The organism is bacterium endosymbiont of Pedicinus badii (assembly GCF_002075085.1).
In the GTDB taxonomy this organism is placed as follows: Bacteria; Pseudomonadota; Gammaproteobacteria; order Enterobacterales; family Enterobacteriaceae; genus PRUG.
On record NZ_LKAS01000002.1, the window covers coordinates 125,168 to 138,814 of the forward strand.

17 protein-coding genes, 6 tRNA genes and 1 pseudogene are annotated in these 13,647 nt (G+C 24.7%); 21 read left to right on the forward strand and 3 right to left on the reverse strand.

Annotated features, from left to right (window positions below):
- The 11 genes and pseudogenes from AOQ89_RS03040 to dapF form a co-directional block, all read left to right on the forward strand.
- Positions 1-450, forward strand: a pseudogene (locus AOQ89_RS03040) (potassium transporter TrkG); the annotation flags it as partial.
- Positions 451-546: 96 nt separating this feature from the next.
- Positions 547-620 (forward strand) — tRNA-Ile (locus AOQ89_RS01920).
- A 7-nt stretch (positions 621-627) separates the two neighbouring features.
- Positions 628-700: transfer RNA gene (locus AOQ89_RS01925), tRNA-Ala, on the forward strand.
- A 6-nt stretch (positions 701-706) separates the two neighbouring features.
- A tRNA-Asp gene (locus tag AOQ89_RS01930) sits at positions 707-780 on the forward strand.
- Positions 781-785: 5 nt separating this feature from the next.
- Positions 786-858, forward strand: a tRNA-Trp gene (locus tag AOQ89_RS01935).
- A 105-nt stretch (positions 859-963) separates the two neighbouring features.
- Entirely contained in the window at positions 964-1,329 is a 366-nt protein-coding gene (locus tag AOQ89_RS01940; RefSeq protein WP_080873351.1) for a MaoP family protein, read from the forward strand.
- Between the two features lie 14 nt (positions 1,330-1,343).
- Positions 1,344-1,676, forward strand: coding sequence for a thioredoxin (trxA, locus tag AOQ89_RS01945; RefSeq protein WP_080872915.1), 333 nt, complete (start codon positions 1,344-1,346; stop codon positions 1,674-1,676).
- 110 nt (positions 1,677-1,786) lie between these two features.
- On the forward strand, positions 1,787-3,046 hold the full coding sequence (gene rho, locus AOQ89_RS01950) for a transcription termination factor Rho (protein ID WP_080872918.1): 1,260 nt from the start codon (positions 1,787-1,789) through the stop codon (positions 3,044-3,046).
- Positions 3,047-3,069: 23 nt separating this feature from the next.
- Positions 3,070-3,142 (forward strand) — tRNA-His (locus AOQ89_RS01955).
- 7 nt (positions 3,143-3,149) lie between these two features.
- A tRNA-Pro gene (locus AOQ89_RS01960) sits at positions 3,150-3,223 on the forward strand.
- A gap of 17 nt (positions 3,224-3,240) precedes the next feature.
- Positions 3,241-4,035, forward strand: a complete 795-nt coding sequence (gene dapF / locus AOQ89_RS01965; protein ID WP_080872920.1) for a diaminopimelate epimerase — start codon at positions 3,241-3,243, stop codon at positions 4,033-4,035.
- A gap of 2 nt (positions 4,036-4,037) precedes the next feature.
- Here dapF and yigB read toward each other — a convergent pair whose 3' ends face one another.
- The gene (yigB, locus tag AOQ89_RS01970; RefSeq protein ID WP_243469332.1) at positions 4,038-4,829 is read right to left on the reverse strand and encodes a 5-amino-6-(5-phospho-D-ribitylamino)uracil phosphatase YigB; all 792 of its coding nucleotides are present in this window, start codon (positions 4,827-4,829) and stop codon (positions 4,038-4,040) included.
- A gap of 80 nt (positions 4,830-4,909) precedes the next feature.
- On the opposite strand from yigB, the gene AOQ89_RS01975 reads away from it, so the two are divergent.
- Positions 4,910-5,710 carry a Cof-type HAD-IIB family hydrolase gene (locus AOQ89_RS01975; protein ID WP_080872922.1) on the forward strand — a complete coding sequence of 267 codons (801 nt, stop codon included), beginning with the start codon at positions 4,910-4,912 and terminating at the stop codon, positions 5,708-5,710.
- Positions 5,711-5,748: 38 nt separating this feature from the next.
- Here the strand turns inward: AOQ89_RS01975 and AOQ89_RS01980 are convergent, their stop codons facing one another.
- Positions 5,749-6,345: a YhgN family NAAT transporter gene (locus tag AOQ89_RS01980; protein ID WP_080872925.1), complete on the reverse strand. Its 597-nt coding sequence runs from the start codon at positions 6,343-6,345 to the stop codon at positions 5,749-5,751.
- A gap of 69 nt (positions 6,346-6,414) precedes the next feature.
- Here AOQ89_RS01980 and AOQ89_RS01985 point away from each other — a divergent pair, with 69 nt between their 5' ends.
- Positions 6,415-7,518, forward strand: a complete 1,104-nt coding sequence (locus AOQ89_RS01985) for an aspartate-semialdehyde dehydrogenase (protein WP_080872927.1) — start codon at positions 6,415-6,417, stop codon at positions 7,516-7,518.
- Here AOQ89_RS01985 and AOQ89_RS01990 read toward each other — a convergent pair.
- The gene (locus AOQ89_RS01990) at positions 7,515-8,102 is read right to left on the reverse strand and encodes a NifU family protein (RefSeq protein ID WP_080872929.1); all 588 of its coding nucleotides are present in this window, start codon (positions 8,100-8,102) and stop codon (positions 7,515-7,517) included. The genes AOQ89_RS01985 and AOQ89_RS01990 overlap by 4 nt on opposite strands.
- Before the next feature lie 44 nt (positions 8,103-8,146).
- Between AOQ89_RS01990 and AOQ89_RS01995 the strand changes: the two genes are divergently transcribed.
- The 8 genes from AOQ89_RS01995 (at position 8,147) to rpsL (ending at position 13,635) form a co-directional block, all read left to right on the forward strand.
- Entirely contained in the window at positions 8,147-8,899 is a 753-nt protein-coding gene (locus AOQ89_RS01995) for an alpha/beta fold hydrolase (protein ID WP_080872931.1), read from the forward strand.
- A gap of 86 nt (positions 8,900-8,985) precedes the next feature.
- Complete coding sequence (gene aroK, locus AOQ89_RS02000; protein ID WP_080873354.1) at positions 8,986-9,513, forward strand: shikimate kinase AroK; 528 nt, start codon at positions 8,986-8,988, stop codon at positions 9,511-9,513.
- Between the two features lie 4 nt (positions 9,514-9,517).
- Entirely contained in the window at positions 9,518-10,609 is a 1,092-nt protein-coding gene (aroB, locus tag AOQ89_RS02005) for a 3-dehydroquinate synthase (protein WP_080872933.1), read from the forward strand.
- A gap of 17 nt (positions 10,610-10,626) precedes the next feature.
- Positions 10,627-11,304, forward strand: coding sequence for a ribulose-phosphate 3-epimerase (gene rpe, locus AOQ89_RS02010; protein WP_342585752.1), 678 nt, complete (start codon positions 10,627-10,629; stop codon positions 11,302-11,304).
- Between the two features lie 10 nt (positions 11,305-11,314).
- Entirely contained in the window at positions 11,315-12,316 is a 1,002-nt protein-coding gene (trpS, locus tag AOQ89_RS02015) for a tryptophan--tRNA ligase (protein ID WP_080872935.1), read from the forward strand.
- 14 nt (positions 12,317-12,330) lie between these two features.
- Positions 12,331-12,453: a hypothetical protein gene (locus AOQ89_RS03065; RefSeq protein WP_280938075.1), complete on the forward strand. Its 123-nt coding sequence runs from the start codon at positions 12,331-12,333 to the stop codon at positions 12,451-12,453.
- A 34-nt stretch (positions 12,454-12,487) separates the two neighbouring features.
- On the forward strand, positions 12,488-13,084 hold the full coding sequence (locus AOQ89_RS02020) for an anthranilate synthase component II (RefSeq protein ID WP_080872937.1): 597 nt from the start codon (positions 12,488-12,490) through the stop codon (positions 13,082-13,084).
- 176 nt (positions 13,085-13,260) lie between these two features.
- Positions 13,261-13,635: a 30S ribosomal protein S12 gene (gene rpsL / locus AOQ89_RS02025; protein ID WP_080872939.1), complete on the forward strand. Its 375-nt coding sequence runs from the start codon at positions 13,261-13,263 to the stop codon at positions 13,633-13,635.
- Positions 13,636-13,647 lie beyond the last annotated feature (12 nt).

Consider the following 13,647-nt stretch of genomic DNA (forward strand, 5'->3'; position numbering starts at 1 on the left):
ATCTTATTACTTTGTTCTGCTTTTATAGGAGGATGCTCAGGATCTACAGCTGGAGGAATTAAAGTAATTAGAATACTACTATTTTATTTACAAGGTATTCGAGAATTAAAAAAACTTATTCATCCAAATGCAGTCTATATTATAAAAGTAGGTAATAAGTATTTTTCTTCTGCGTTTTTGGAAACAGTTTGGGGATACTTTTCCGCTTATATTTTTGTTTTTATATCTAGTATGTTAGCAATAATTTCTACTGGGATAGAAAATTTTTCTGCTTTTACTGCAGTAACAGCAACTTTAAATAATTTAGGTCCTGGATTAGGAATATTTTCAGAAAATTTTTCATCTATTAATAATACTGCGAAATGGATCTTAGTATTAAATATGCTTTTTGGAAGACTAGAAATTTTTACTTTACTGGTAATATTTACTCCTACTTTTTGGAAAGAATAAAATACATAAATTTTGTAAAATAATTTATATATTTTATATTTTGAATGTATAATATAATAAAATTAGATTTAGTAAAAAATAAAAATAAAAATTTCTAGGCTTGTAGCTCAGTTGGTTAGAGCACACCCCTGATAAGGGTGAGGTCGGTGGTTCAAGTCCACTCAGGCCTATTTTAAGGGGGCTATAGCTCAATTGGAAGAGCATCTGCTTTGCACGCAGAAGGTTAGCGGTTCAATCCCGCTTAGCTCCAAAATTTGGTGCGGTAGTTCAGATGGTAAGAATACTGGCCTGTCACGTCAGGGGTCGCGGGTTCGAATCCCGTCCGCACCGATTTTAGGGATGTAACTCAATTGGTAGAGTATCGGTCTCCAAAACCGAAAGTTGAGAGTTCGAATCTCTCCGTCCCTGTGTATTTATTTATGCAAATTTTATAAAATTTAAAATATTGATTTTTAAAAATTTTTATTTATAATAACTATGCTTATTATAAATTTTATTTTTGAATTTCAATTTATGAAAATTATAAGAAAGCGAGAAAAAGTACAAAACAGTTTTATAACTAAAAAACTTTATTTTGATAAAAAAAACTATCCATATGGATTTTCTAGACACGGAAATTTTACAATCAAGGAAGCAAAACTTTTAGAAAATTTTGGTCATGCTTATAAAGAATTAAGTCAAGGAATAAGAATACCAAAAACAGAAATAGAGAAACAATTTATTAGAATGTGTAACGGAAAAAAAAAACCTTCGAATAAGCATGAAAAAGTATGGCATAAATACGTTGAGTTTGTAAATAAGCCAAAAAAATTTCATACTTTATCTGGAGGAAAACCTGAAATACACTGCTTAGAAGAATATTCTGAAAACGAAGAATAAAATTATAGGAAAATATGAAAGAAAATATTATTTTTGAATTAAACGAAAAAAATTTTCAAGAAACTTTAAAAAAAAATAATTTTGTCATAGTAGATTTTTGGGCAGATTGGTGTTCTCCTTGTAAACAAATGAGTGATATATTTTTAGAAGTTGCAAAAGAACTAGGAAAAAAAGTAGTTTTTTCTAAGGTTAATATAGATACTTGCTCTTCAATAGCAGAAAAATACAACATAAGAAGTATACCTTCTTTTTTATTTTTTAAGTACAATAAACTTATAGATACAAAAATTGGAATGATTTCCGCTGAAAAAATAAAAGAACTTATAAAAAAAAATTTTAATACTTAAAATCTTTAATGAAAGTAAGATATAAAAGTCTTATAAGACTCTTCTATAAATACATTTCTTTTTCGATTGATTTTATAACTTTTTCAAATCCTTTAAATAGAAAATAAAATATGAATCTCTCCGAATTCAAAAACATATCAGTTTCAGAACTAGTCTCTATTGGAGAAAATATGGAACTAGAAAATTTAGCTCGTATGAGAAAACAAGATATTATATTCGCCATTCTGAAACAACATGCTAAAAGTGGAGAAGACATTTTCGGAGGAGGTGTTCTGGAAATTTTACAAGATGGATTCGGTTTTTTACGATCTAGTGATAGCTCATACTTGGCTGGACCAGATGACATATACGTATCTCCTAGTCAAATAAGAAGATTTAATTTACGTACAGGTGATACAATATTCGGAAAAATCAGACCTCCTAAAGAAGGAGAAAGATACTTTGCTTTACTAAAAGTAAATGAAGTTAATTACGACAAACCAGAAATTTCTAGAAATAAAATTTTATTTGAAAATTTAACTCCTTTGCATGCAAATTCCAGACTACGAATGGAAAGAGGTAATGGTTCCACAGAAGACTTAACTGCTAGAGTACTAGATTTAGCTGCTCCTATAGGAAGAGGTCAAAGGGGACTGATTGTAGCTCCTCCGAAAGCTGGAAAAACTATGCTTTTACAAAATATATCTCAAAGTATAGCATATAATCATCCAGACTGCATACTAATGGTTCTATTAATAGACGAAAGACCTGAAGAAGTAACTGAAATGCAAAGACTAGTAAAAGGAGAAGTAATTGCATCTACCTTTGATGAACCATTTTTAAGACATGTACAAGTTTCTGAAATGGTAATAGAAAAGGCGAAAAGATTGGTAGAACATAAAAAAAATGTTGTAATACTACTAGATTCTATAACTAGACTAGCTAGAGCGTATAATAGTATAGTACCTGCTTCCGGTAAAATATTAACTGGAGGAGTTGATTCTAATGCTTTACATAGACCAAAAAGATTTTTTGGAGCAGCAAGAAATATGGAAGAAGGAGGAAGCTTGACTATTATTGCTACTGCTTTAATCGACACTGGATCAAAAATGGATGAAGTGATATACGAAGAATTTAAAGGAACTGGAAATATGGAGCTTCATCTTTCAAGAAAAATTTCAGAAAAAAGAGTATTTCCTGCTATAGACTATAATAGATCAGGTACAAGAAAAGAAGAACTTCTTACAACAAAAGAAGAATTACAAAAAATGTGGATTTTAAGAAAAATTATGCATCCTATGAATGAAATCGATGCTATAGAATTTTTAATTAATAAATTATCTATGACCAAAACAAATAAAGAATTTTTCGTTATGATGAAAAGATCATAAAATAAAAATATAAAAAATATATGGTGATTGTAGCTCAGTTGGTAGAGCTCTGGATTGTGGTTCCGGATGTCGTGGGTTCGAATCCCATCAATCACCCATCATTCGGCGAGTAGCGCAGTTTGGTAGCGCAACTGGTTTGGGACCAGTGGGTCAGAGGTTCAAATCCTCTCTCGCCGAATTAAAAATAACTATTTATGAAGAAAATTATTTTTTTCACAAAAATGCATTGCAACGGAAACGATTGTATACTTTTGCAAAGTAAAAATTTTCTAAAAAAAAAACAAATTTCTTTAATTTCAAACAGATATTTCGGGATAGGATTTGATCAACTAATCTATTTTTATAAGTCAAACATAAAAGAAGTAGACTATTTTTATACAGTTTTTAATTCAGATGGAAGTTTAGCTAAACAATGCGGAAATGGATTGAGATGTCTTTCTAAATATCTACAAAAAAAAGTTCCAAAAAAAAAAATTTATCTTAGTAATAAAAAAAGAATTTTTTGTGCAACTTTTTTAAAAAAAAATCTTGTAAAAATCAACATGGGAAAACCAAAATTTTTATACCAAAAAAAAATTATATTAGAAAAAAACGAAAAGCTCATTTGTTACATTGTCTCTGTTGAAAACATGCATAGTATAATTTTTTTTAAAAATATTTTTTATAAAAAACTTTTTAAATTTAATTATTATTTAAGAAAAAAATACGATTTTTTAAAAAAATTAAATATCAGTTTTGTTAAAGTAGTAAATAAAACATCATTAATAATTAGAACTTTTGAATTTGGTTCAGGACAAACTTTATCTTGTGGAAGTGCTTCTTGTGCAGCAGTTTGTATTTCTTCTATAAAAAAAAAATTGCTTTTTAATAAAAACATTAATGTAAAATCTAAAGGAGGTGCACTAAAAGTTTTTTGGAAAAAACAAGATAGCGAAATATATACAACCGGAATAGCTCACCAAATATACGAAGGAAAAATAACTTTATAACACTATTTTTCTTCCAAAATATCCAAAAGAGAATGTAAATTTGATATTTCTAAATGAGGAAGGATTCTTTCTCTTTTTAAATTTTTAAAATTTTTTGCTTTATTTTTATTAATCCAGCATGCTTGCATTCCAGAATCTATTGCACCTTTAATATCTGTAATAATGTCATCTCCTACATGAAGAATACTATTAATAGGTAAGCACAATTTTAAAGAAGCCAGCTTATACATATCTTTATAAGGTTTAGATCTTCCGTCTATTCCAGCTCTTAGTATACAAAAAAAGTATTTTCCAATTCCAAAGAGATAGGGATTAGCATTTCCATTAGTAATAATAATTAAAGGAAAGCTATTTTTTAATTTTTTTAGTATTTCGTGTGTTTGTTTAGGTATGTGTATTCTACTTCTCCAATATTGGACAATTTTCATAGCAATATTTGCTCCATTTTTAGCTTGTTTTTCTGATATGCCAACGTTTTTCATTACTAAATATATAGAAAACCATCTCCAATAGTTAACATCATGAAAATAATGAGGATACTTATTTCTTAAAAATTCCCTGAGTTTTTGATATTCTTTTTTTTTTATTTTTTTCAACTTAGGATGATAGTCTTTAAGAAACTTCATAGATTCATAGTCTGCTTTTTTTACTATAGGTTTATCGTCGTATAATGTATTATCAAGATCAAAAGTTATAGCTCTCACATTGATAAGATTTTTATAAATTCGCATTTTTTTCCTTTTTAAAAATAAAAATTCAAAAATTATTTCTAGTTTTTCTAATAAAAATATCAATATATAATAAAATAAATTTTATATACAGAACAATTTCAGAAAGAAATTTAAAATTTTTAATATTTTTAAAGGATTTTGATATGTTTCGAATTGTTGTATCCGATCTTGATGGCACTCTGTTATCTAAAAATCATAGGATAGAAATTTTTACAAAAAAAATCTTACAAAGAGTAATAAAAAAAGGAATACATTTTATATTTGCAACAGGAAGACATCACATTGATGTAAAAAAAATTCAAAATGATTTAAAAATAAAAACTTATATGATTACTTCTAATGGAGCTAGAATACATGATAATTTTGGAAATCTAATTTTTTCTCACGATTTTGAAGAAAGTATAGTAAGAGAATTAGCAAGTATGTTTTATAAAGACAAAAAAATATCTACAAATATATTTAGAGATAAAGAATGGTTTATCAGTAAAGAAGAAATAAATAGAAAAGACTTTTTTTTTGAATCTTCATTCAACTACAAAATTTATAAAAATGGAAAACTTCCAAACTATTTGGGAGTATGTAAAATATACTTTACGTGTCATGATCCTAAATATCTTTTAAAAATAGAAAGATTTTTAAAAATCAATTTGGAGGATAAAATTAATGTAAGTTTCTCTCTTCCAATATGTTTAGAAATTATGCCAAAAGGAGTGTGCAAAGGAAAATCTTTAAAAAAAGTTATTAAAATATTGGGATATCAAATGAAAGATTGTATATCTTTTGGAGATGGAATGAACGATATAGAAATGCTCTCTAGTACAGGAAAAGGATGTATTATGAAAAATGGACATAAGAGATTAAAAGAAAAACTACCTCATTTAGAAATAATTGGAACAAATGAAGAACAAGCAGTCGCAAAATACTTAAAAAAAATATTTTTGTAAATGCTAAAATATTTTCTGGTACTTTTGTACCAGAAATTTTAGTAATTATTCATATATACTTTTGCACCTTCTAGTATCATTTGCATAGAAATCATAACAAATAACAATCCCATAATTTTTTCTAGTGCGGAAAATCCTTTTTTTCCTAAAATACGAAATAAAGTACCAGACATCATAAGCACTATAAGTGATAAAACCCAAGAGATTAATAAAGAAATGCACAAATCTAGTATTTGTTTTGGATATTTTTGTGATAATGAAATTAAAGTTGCTAGAATAGAAGGTCCTGCAATTAGAGGTATTGCTAAAGGCACTAAAAATGGTTCTTCTCCTTTTTTTAAACCAATTGCATTTCCATTTTTTGAAGGAAATATCATTTTCATAGCTATAATAAATAAGACTATTCCTCCTGATATAGAAATAGTTTCTGATTTTAGATTCAAAATCTCAAGAATTTTTTTACTGGCGAATAGAAAAAAAAACATAGCTAATAAAGCTAAAATCATTTCTCTAAAAATAATAAAATTTCTTTTTTTTTGTTCCATATCTTTTAGTATAGACATAAAAATTGGCAAATTTCCAATTGGATCTATAATAAGAAACATTAGTATAGTAAAAGACATTATATTATTCATTTTTTTATTCCCTTTAAAATCATTTTTGTATAGATTATTAGATTAAATAAAAAATAAATAGGAGATTTTATGAAAAAAGTAGGTTTTGTAGGTTGGAGAGGTATGGTTGGTTCAATTTTACTAGAAAGAATTATTGAAAAAAATTTTTTTAGTTTCGTAAACATAGTTTTTTTGTCCACTTCTAAATTTAGTAATTCATTTTTAAAAAAAAAAGTAAAAAACCGAGTTTTACAAAACGCTTTTGATTTAAAAATTTTATATAATTTAGACATTATTATTAACTGTCAAGGAGAACATTATACTAAAAAAATTTATTATACCCTTAGAAAGATAGGATGGAAAGGATATTGGTTAGATTCTTCAAAAACTTTAAGAATGCAAGAAGATACAATGATAGCTTTAGATCCAATCAATTCAAAAGAATTAGAAAATTCTATATCAAAAGGAATAAAAAATTTTGCAGTTGGAAACTGCACTGTAAATTTAATGCTAATGTCTCTTGGAGGACTTTTTCAAAAAAATCTTGTAGAAAAAATTTTTGTTTCTACCTATCAGTCTATTTCTGGAGGAGGATCAAAATTTTTAAAAACTTGGTTTCTTCAAATGAAGAGATTTTACGAAGTTTCCTCAAAGTTTTTTGAGAAAAAATATATTTCTATTTCTCAAATAAATAAAGCAATTTCACATGAAATGCAAAAAAATAAAAAAACTTTTAAAAAAGTTGTATCCTGGAATGTAATTCCTTGGATCGGTAAAACAAAATTTGAATTTCTTCCTGAAGAAGAGTGGAAAGGTGAAGTAGAAACTAAAAAAATACTAAATCAAAATGTATCTGTTTATAGCACTTGTGTCAGAATTAACGCTTTATGTTGCCATAGTCAATCATTTATAATCAAACTTAAAAAAGATATTTCTTTAAATGAGATTGAAAATATTTTAAAAAATCATAGTAAATGGATTAGAATTGTACCAAATAAAAAAAAATATACAGAAAAGTTTTTAAATCCATTTTATGTTTCTGGAAGCACAAAAATATTTGTAGGAAGAATTGCAAAATCTAAAAATTTAGGTAAGAATTATGTTTCTGTTTTTTCTGTAGCAGATCAATTAATATGGGGTTCTTCTGAACCTATTCTAAGGGTCTTAAAAAGATTAATTTTTGGAGTTTTTTAAAAATCAAAGCTTGTAAAATAGTTTTTTCTAGTTTTTTTATGTTTCGTAACATCTATGATACCTTTAATTTCTGGAAATCTTTTAATAACAGATTTTTCTATGCCTTCTCTTAGTGTAAGATTACTCATAGAGCAACCATTGCAAGATCCATGAAATTGCACTAACAATTTCATATTTTCTGTAATTTTTACTAATTTTATCTTTCCATTGTGTATACTTAATTTTTTATCTATATATTTTTTAAAAAATTTTTTTATTTCGTTAAAAATTTCTTTTTTGCTATACTTATTTTTTGTATTTTTTTTTGGAACTTTTAAGACTAGTTTTGATTCTATTTCAGTATTTATAAAATCAATTTTTGCTTTTTTTAAAAATTTAAAACTTTTTTCGTCTATATATACAGAAAATTTTGAAAATTTTATTTCTTTAATGTTGTCTTTTTTATCTTTTTTTTTACAATAAAGTATACTACATTCCGTATAATTTGTATTAGGATACAGTACAGAAATTTTTATACATTTATCTTTTTTTCTCTTTAATATATTTGAAAAGTGATTTTGAGCTGATTTGCTAATTGTAATCATTCTTATTTAAAAAAATCGTTAAATTACTAAAATTCTATTATTTTATGAAAAGAAATACAAGAAAAAAATTAGTATTTATACACGGTTGGGGAATAAATTCTATAATTTGGTCAAAAATTTTAAAGTTTTTTTCAAAAAATTTTTTAATTTATACTATAGATATTCCAGGGTATAAAAAAAATTTTATTGATGCTTCTTTTGAAGAACTATGTGATTTAATTAAAAAAAAGATTCCTAAAAATGCTATTTTATTAGCATGGTCTTTAGGAGGTTTGTTTGCTATACAATGTATAAATCAAAAAAAAGATGATTTCCTTGGATGCATACTAGTTTGTTGCTCTCCTTATTTTATTGAAAAAGAGAATTGGTCAGGAGTGTCGGAAAAAATTTTTTTACAATTCGAAAATAGAGTAAAAACAAACAGACTACAAAGTATAGAAAAATTTTTATTGCTAAACTTTATTAAAACTAAAAATTGTGTGCACAAATTTAAAAAAAGTAAAAAAGATTTTTTACAAAAGCAGTATATTCCTTGTAAAAGAACTTTACTGCAAGGATTAGATATTATTAAAAATTGCGATTTAAGAAATTCTTTAAAAAACATTGATATTCCTTTATTAAGAATTTATGGAAGATTAGATTTTTTAATTTCTGAAAAATGTATTAAAAATATTGATGTTCTTGTAAAAAAAAGTAAAAAAAAAGTTTTTTTTCTTTCAGGACATGCCCCTTTTATATCAGAAAAAGAACAGTTTGTTTCAGTAATAGAGAAATTTTCTAAAATCTCATTCAAGTAAATCTATAAATAAAATATTGATTAATTGTAAAATAATTCTGTATACTACTAAAATAGTCTTAAAATTAATAGTTATAGGATTTTATGATAACAAAAAATAGAAATATTTTTTTAATTGGACCTTTAGGAGCTGGAAAAAGTACAATTGGAAGATATTTAGCTCAACAACTTAATATGGAATTTTTTGATTCAGATTTTGAAATAGAAAAAAGAACAGGTGCAGATATTGGATGGGTATTTGACGTAGAAGGAGAAAATGGATTCAGAATAAGAGAAGAAAAAATCATAGAAGAGTTGACAAAAAAAAATGGAATTGTTTTAGCAACAGGAGGAGGATCAATTCAATCTCAAAAAAATAGAAATTGTCTCTCTTCAAATGGTACAGTTGTATACTTAAAAACTACAATAGAAAAACAACTTTCTAGAACAAAAAGAGATAAAAAAAGACCCTTTATTCAACAATATAAAGGAGAGTCTTTATATAATGCTTTGAAAAAATTAGCAAAAGAAAGAAATCCTTTATACGAACAAATATCTGATTTTATCATTCCTACTGATTCACAAAGTGCAAAAGTAATAGTAAATCAAATCATATCTTCTATAGAAGATATCTAGTTTTATGAAAAAAATAAGTTTAAAAAATCAAAATTTTACATATCCTATCTATATTGGAAAAAATATTTTTTCTAAATTTCTAGTTTTTTCTTCTATTTTTTCTATCCAAAAAAACAGAAAAATTATCTTGATAACCGAAAAGAAAATTTTTTCAAAATATATAAAAAAAATGATTTTAAACTTGAAAAATACGAAATTGTATATTGTACCTGGAGGAGAAAAAATTAAATCTTTTTTTTACTATAAGAAAATACTGTTTTTTTTACTAAAAAATTTAATTCGTAGAAATTCTTGTATAATTGCTATCGGAGGAGGTTCTTTAATTGATTTAGTAGGATTTGCTTCCTCTACCTATTTAAGAGGAATAAGTTTATTTATTTTTCCAACTACTTTATTATCACAAGTAGATTCTTCAATAGGAGGAAAAAATTCTATTAACTTTAGCAACAAAAAAAATATTATAGGAACTTTCTATCAACCTAGCTTAGTAGTTATAGATATAATTTTCCTATCTTCTCTAAAAAGTAAAGAATTGTCCAATGGTTTAGCAGAAATTATTAAATATGCTATTAGTTTCGACAAAATTTTCTTTCATTGGTTAGAAAAAAATATTGATTCTATATTTTCTTTGAAAGAAAAAGAAATTTTTTATTGCATTGAAAAATGCTGTAAAATTAAGTGCAGGATAGTTTCTAAAGATGAAAAAGAAAAAGGGATTCGATCTTTATTAAATTTGGGACATACCTATGGACATGCTATAGAATCTTTATTTAAAGGAAAATGGAATCATGGTGAATCAGTTTCTTTAGGGATAGTGCTTGCTTCTTATTCTTCTTTTTTACTAAAAATTTTTTCTAAAAAAGAAATACAAAGAACTAAAGAAATTTTAGAAAAGTCAAATCTTCCTATTAATTTCCCTCATAAGATTAAAATAGATAAATTTTTAAAAATTATGAAATACGATAAAAAAAATTTAGAAAAAAAAAATGCTTTAATTCTTCCTTTAAAAATAGGAAAGGTAAAAAAATTTTATGGAATTTCCGAAGATATAATAATTTCATCAATAGAATCTATAAACAATAAAATCTTTTATTAAAAATAGTACTACAAAATATGAAAATTAAAAAATTTTTAATTAAACCATCTATCATATGTGCTAATTTTGCAATTCTTGGAAAAGAAATAGAGAATCTAATTCATTGTGGAATAGATAGTATACATTTTGACGTTATGGATAATCATTATGTACCAAATTTAACTATAGGACCTTTAGTATTAAAATCTATCAGAGAATACGGAATTAATATTCCTATTGATGTACACCTAATGATAAAACCATTAGAAGAAAAAATAGTACTAGATTTTATAGAATTTGGAGCAAATTGTATTATATTGCATTCTGATTCCACTGATCATTTGGATAAATTTTTGCAAATTGTCAAAAATAAAAATTGCTGTTCTGGAATTGCATTAAGTCCTACCTCTTCTATTGAAATACTAGAATATGTTATAGATAAACTGGATATAATTCTAATTATGCTAGTTAATCCTGGATTTTCTGGACAAAAATATATACCATCCATAATAAAAAAAATTAAAAAAGTTAAAAAAATTATTCAAAATTTGGGAAGAAGAAATATAATTTTAGAAGTAGATGGTGGAATTAATACTAAGAATATTAAAAAATTGTATGATTCTGGAGCAAGTTCTTTCGTCATAGGAAAAGAAATTTTTAAAGAAAAAAACTATTTTAAAATTATCAGAAAAATTAATAAAATATTATCTAATTGAAAGAAAAAATATGAAAAAAAGAATAGTTTTTAGCAGCATACAGCCATCTGGACAAATAACATTAGGAAATTATTTAGGTTGTTTACTACATTGGAAATCTTTTCAAAAAAATTATAAATGTATTTATGGAATAGCGGATTTGCACTCTATAACTACAAAAAAAATAAGAAAAGAAAAAGAAATCTATAAATTTTCTTTAGATTTATGTGCTTACTATTTGTCTTGTGGAATAAATCATAAAAAAAGTATTATTTTTTTACAATCTGAAGTTCCTCAACATACTCAATTATATTGGATTTTAAATTGTTTTACGAAAGTGAATGATTTAAAAAGAATGACACAATTTAAAAAAATACTATTAGAAAAAAGAGTAACAAACTCTGGAATTTTTACTTATCCCGTTCTTATGGCATCTGATATACTACTCTATCAAACAAATCTAGTTCCTATAGGATTAGATCAAAAACAACATATGGAACTAGTAAAAAAAATAGGAAAAAATTTTAATGCAATTTATGGAAAAACATTTATTTTACCTAAATATTTTATTCCTAGAATAGGATCTAAGATTATGTCTTTACAAAATCCGAAATTAAAAATGTCTAAATCAGATCCAAATAATAGTGGAAAAATACTCGTCTTAGAAAATGTAGAGCTAATAAAAAAAAAAATATTAAAATCTGTAACAGATAGTGAAAATCCACCTAATATACGATATGATCTATCTAAAAAACCTGGAGTTTCTAATTTACTAGAAATTTTAGCATGCATAAAAAAGAAAAATATAAAAGAATTAGAAAAAAAATTTTTTGATACTAAATCATACAAAAAATTCAAATGTATAGTTGCTGAAGAAGTATGTAAAAAAATTGAGAAAATACAAAAAAAATATTTTTTTATTAGAAAAGAAGAGAATTATCTTAAATCTATTTTATTAAAAGGCTCTATTATAGCTAAAAAAATAGCAAAAAAAAATCTTACAAAAATTTATCAAAAATTACACTTAAAATAAAAATTACTACTATTTTGTTTATAAAAATAGAAATTTTATATATACTACTAAGAATTTTGTATATAAAAATTGTAAAATTTTGTACTAATTTTTTTAAAAATAAAAAATTACTTAATAAAATTTATAGAATTTATTAAAAATAGTACTAGACAAAAATTAAAATTTATTTTAATGAAAGAAAATATTTTAAAAAAAAAAATTCTGATTATTGATAATTATGATTCTTTTACTTGGAATATATACCAATATATAAAAATATTTTGCAAAAAAGTATTCGTTTTTTATAACGATAAAATTGATATAAAAAAAATTAGAAAAATCAATCCGAATAGTATTATTATTTCTCCTGGTCCTGGTATACCAAAAGATTCTGGAGTCTGTAAAAAAATAATGAAAAATTTCCATAAGAAAATCCCTATACTAGGAGTATGTTTAGGGCATCAAATTATAGGAGAATTCTTTGGAGCTAAATTAAAAAATTCACCAATCATAATGCATGGAAAAACTTCTATTCTTTTTAGAAAAAAATCTAAAATATTTTATAAGATTCCTAATAAAATTTTAGTTAACAGGTACCATTCTTACGTAGTAAGTTTAAAAAAATTTCCAAATTGTCTAAAAATTATAGCTCATACAAAATCAAAAAGAAATTTAGAAATTATGGCAATTGAACATAAAAAATTTCCAGTATATGGAGTGCAATTTCATCCAGAAAGTATATTTACAGAATTTGGAAAAGAAATATTATATAATTTTTTATCTATTTAACTCATTTTATTATTTGATCCTAAAATTTCATTTTAAATAAAATATAAAAATTTTTATAATAGAAAGAATCTAATTTATAATTTACTAATTTTAAAAATTAGTACAATTTTGTAAAAATTAAAAAACTTTATTTATGAATTAATAAAAACAACAAAATTTCTATAAGGAAGGTACTTATGAGTACAATTAATCAATTAGTTAGAAAAAAAAGATCTATAAAATCTATAAAAAGTAGTGTTCCAGCTTTATCTAAGTGTCCACAAAAAAGAGGAGTTTGTACTAGAGTGTATACTACTACTCCTAAAAAACCAAATTCTGCTCTTCGTAAAGTATGTAGAGTTAGATTAACTAATGGGTTTGAAGTTACCTCTTATATAGGAGGAGAAGGTCATAATTTACAAGAGCATTCCGTAGTTTTGATAAGAGGAGGTAGAGTAAAAGATCTTCCAGGAGTGAGGTATCATACAATTAGAGGTGCTTTGGATTGTTCTGGGGTAAAAAATAGAAAAAAAAGCAGATCTAAGTACGGAGTAAAAAAAAATAAAACATAATAAAATAGTAAA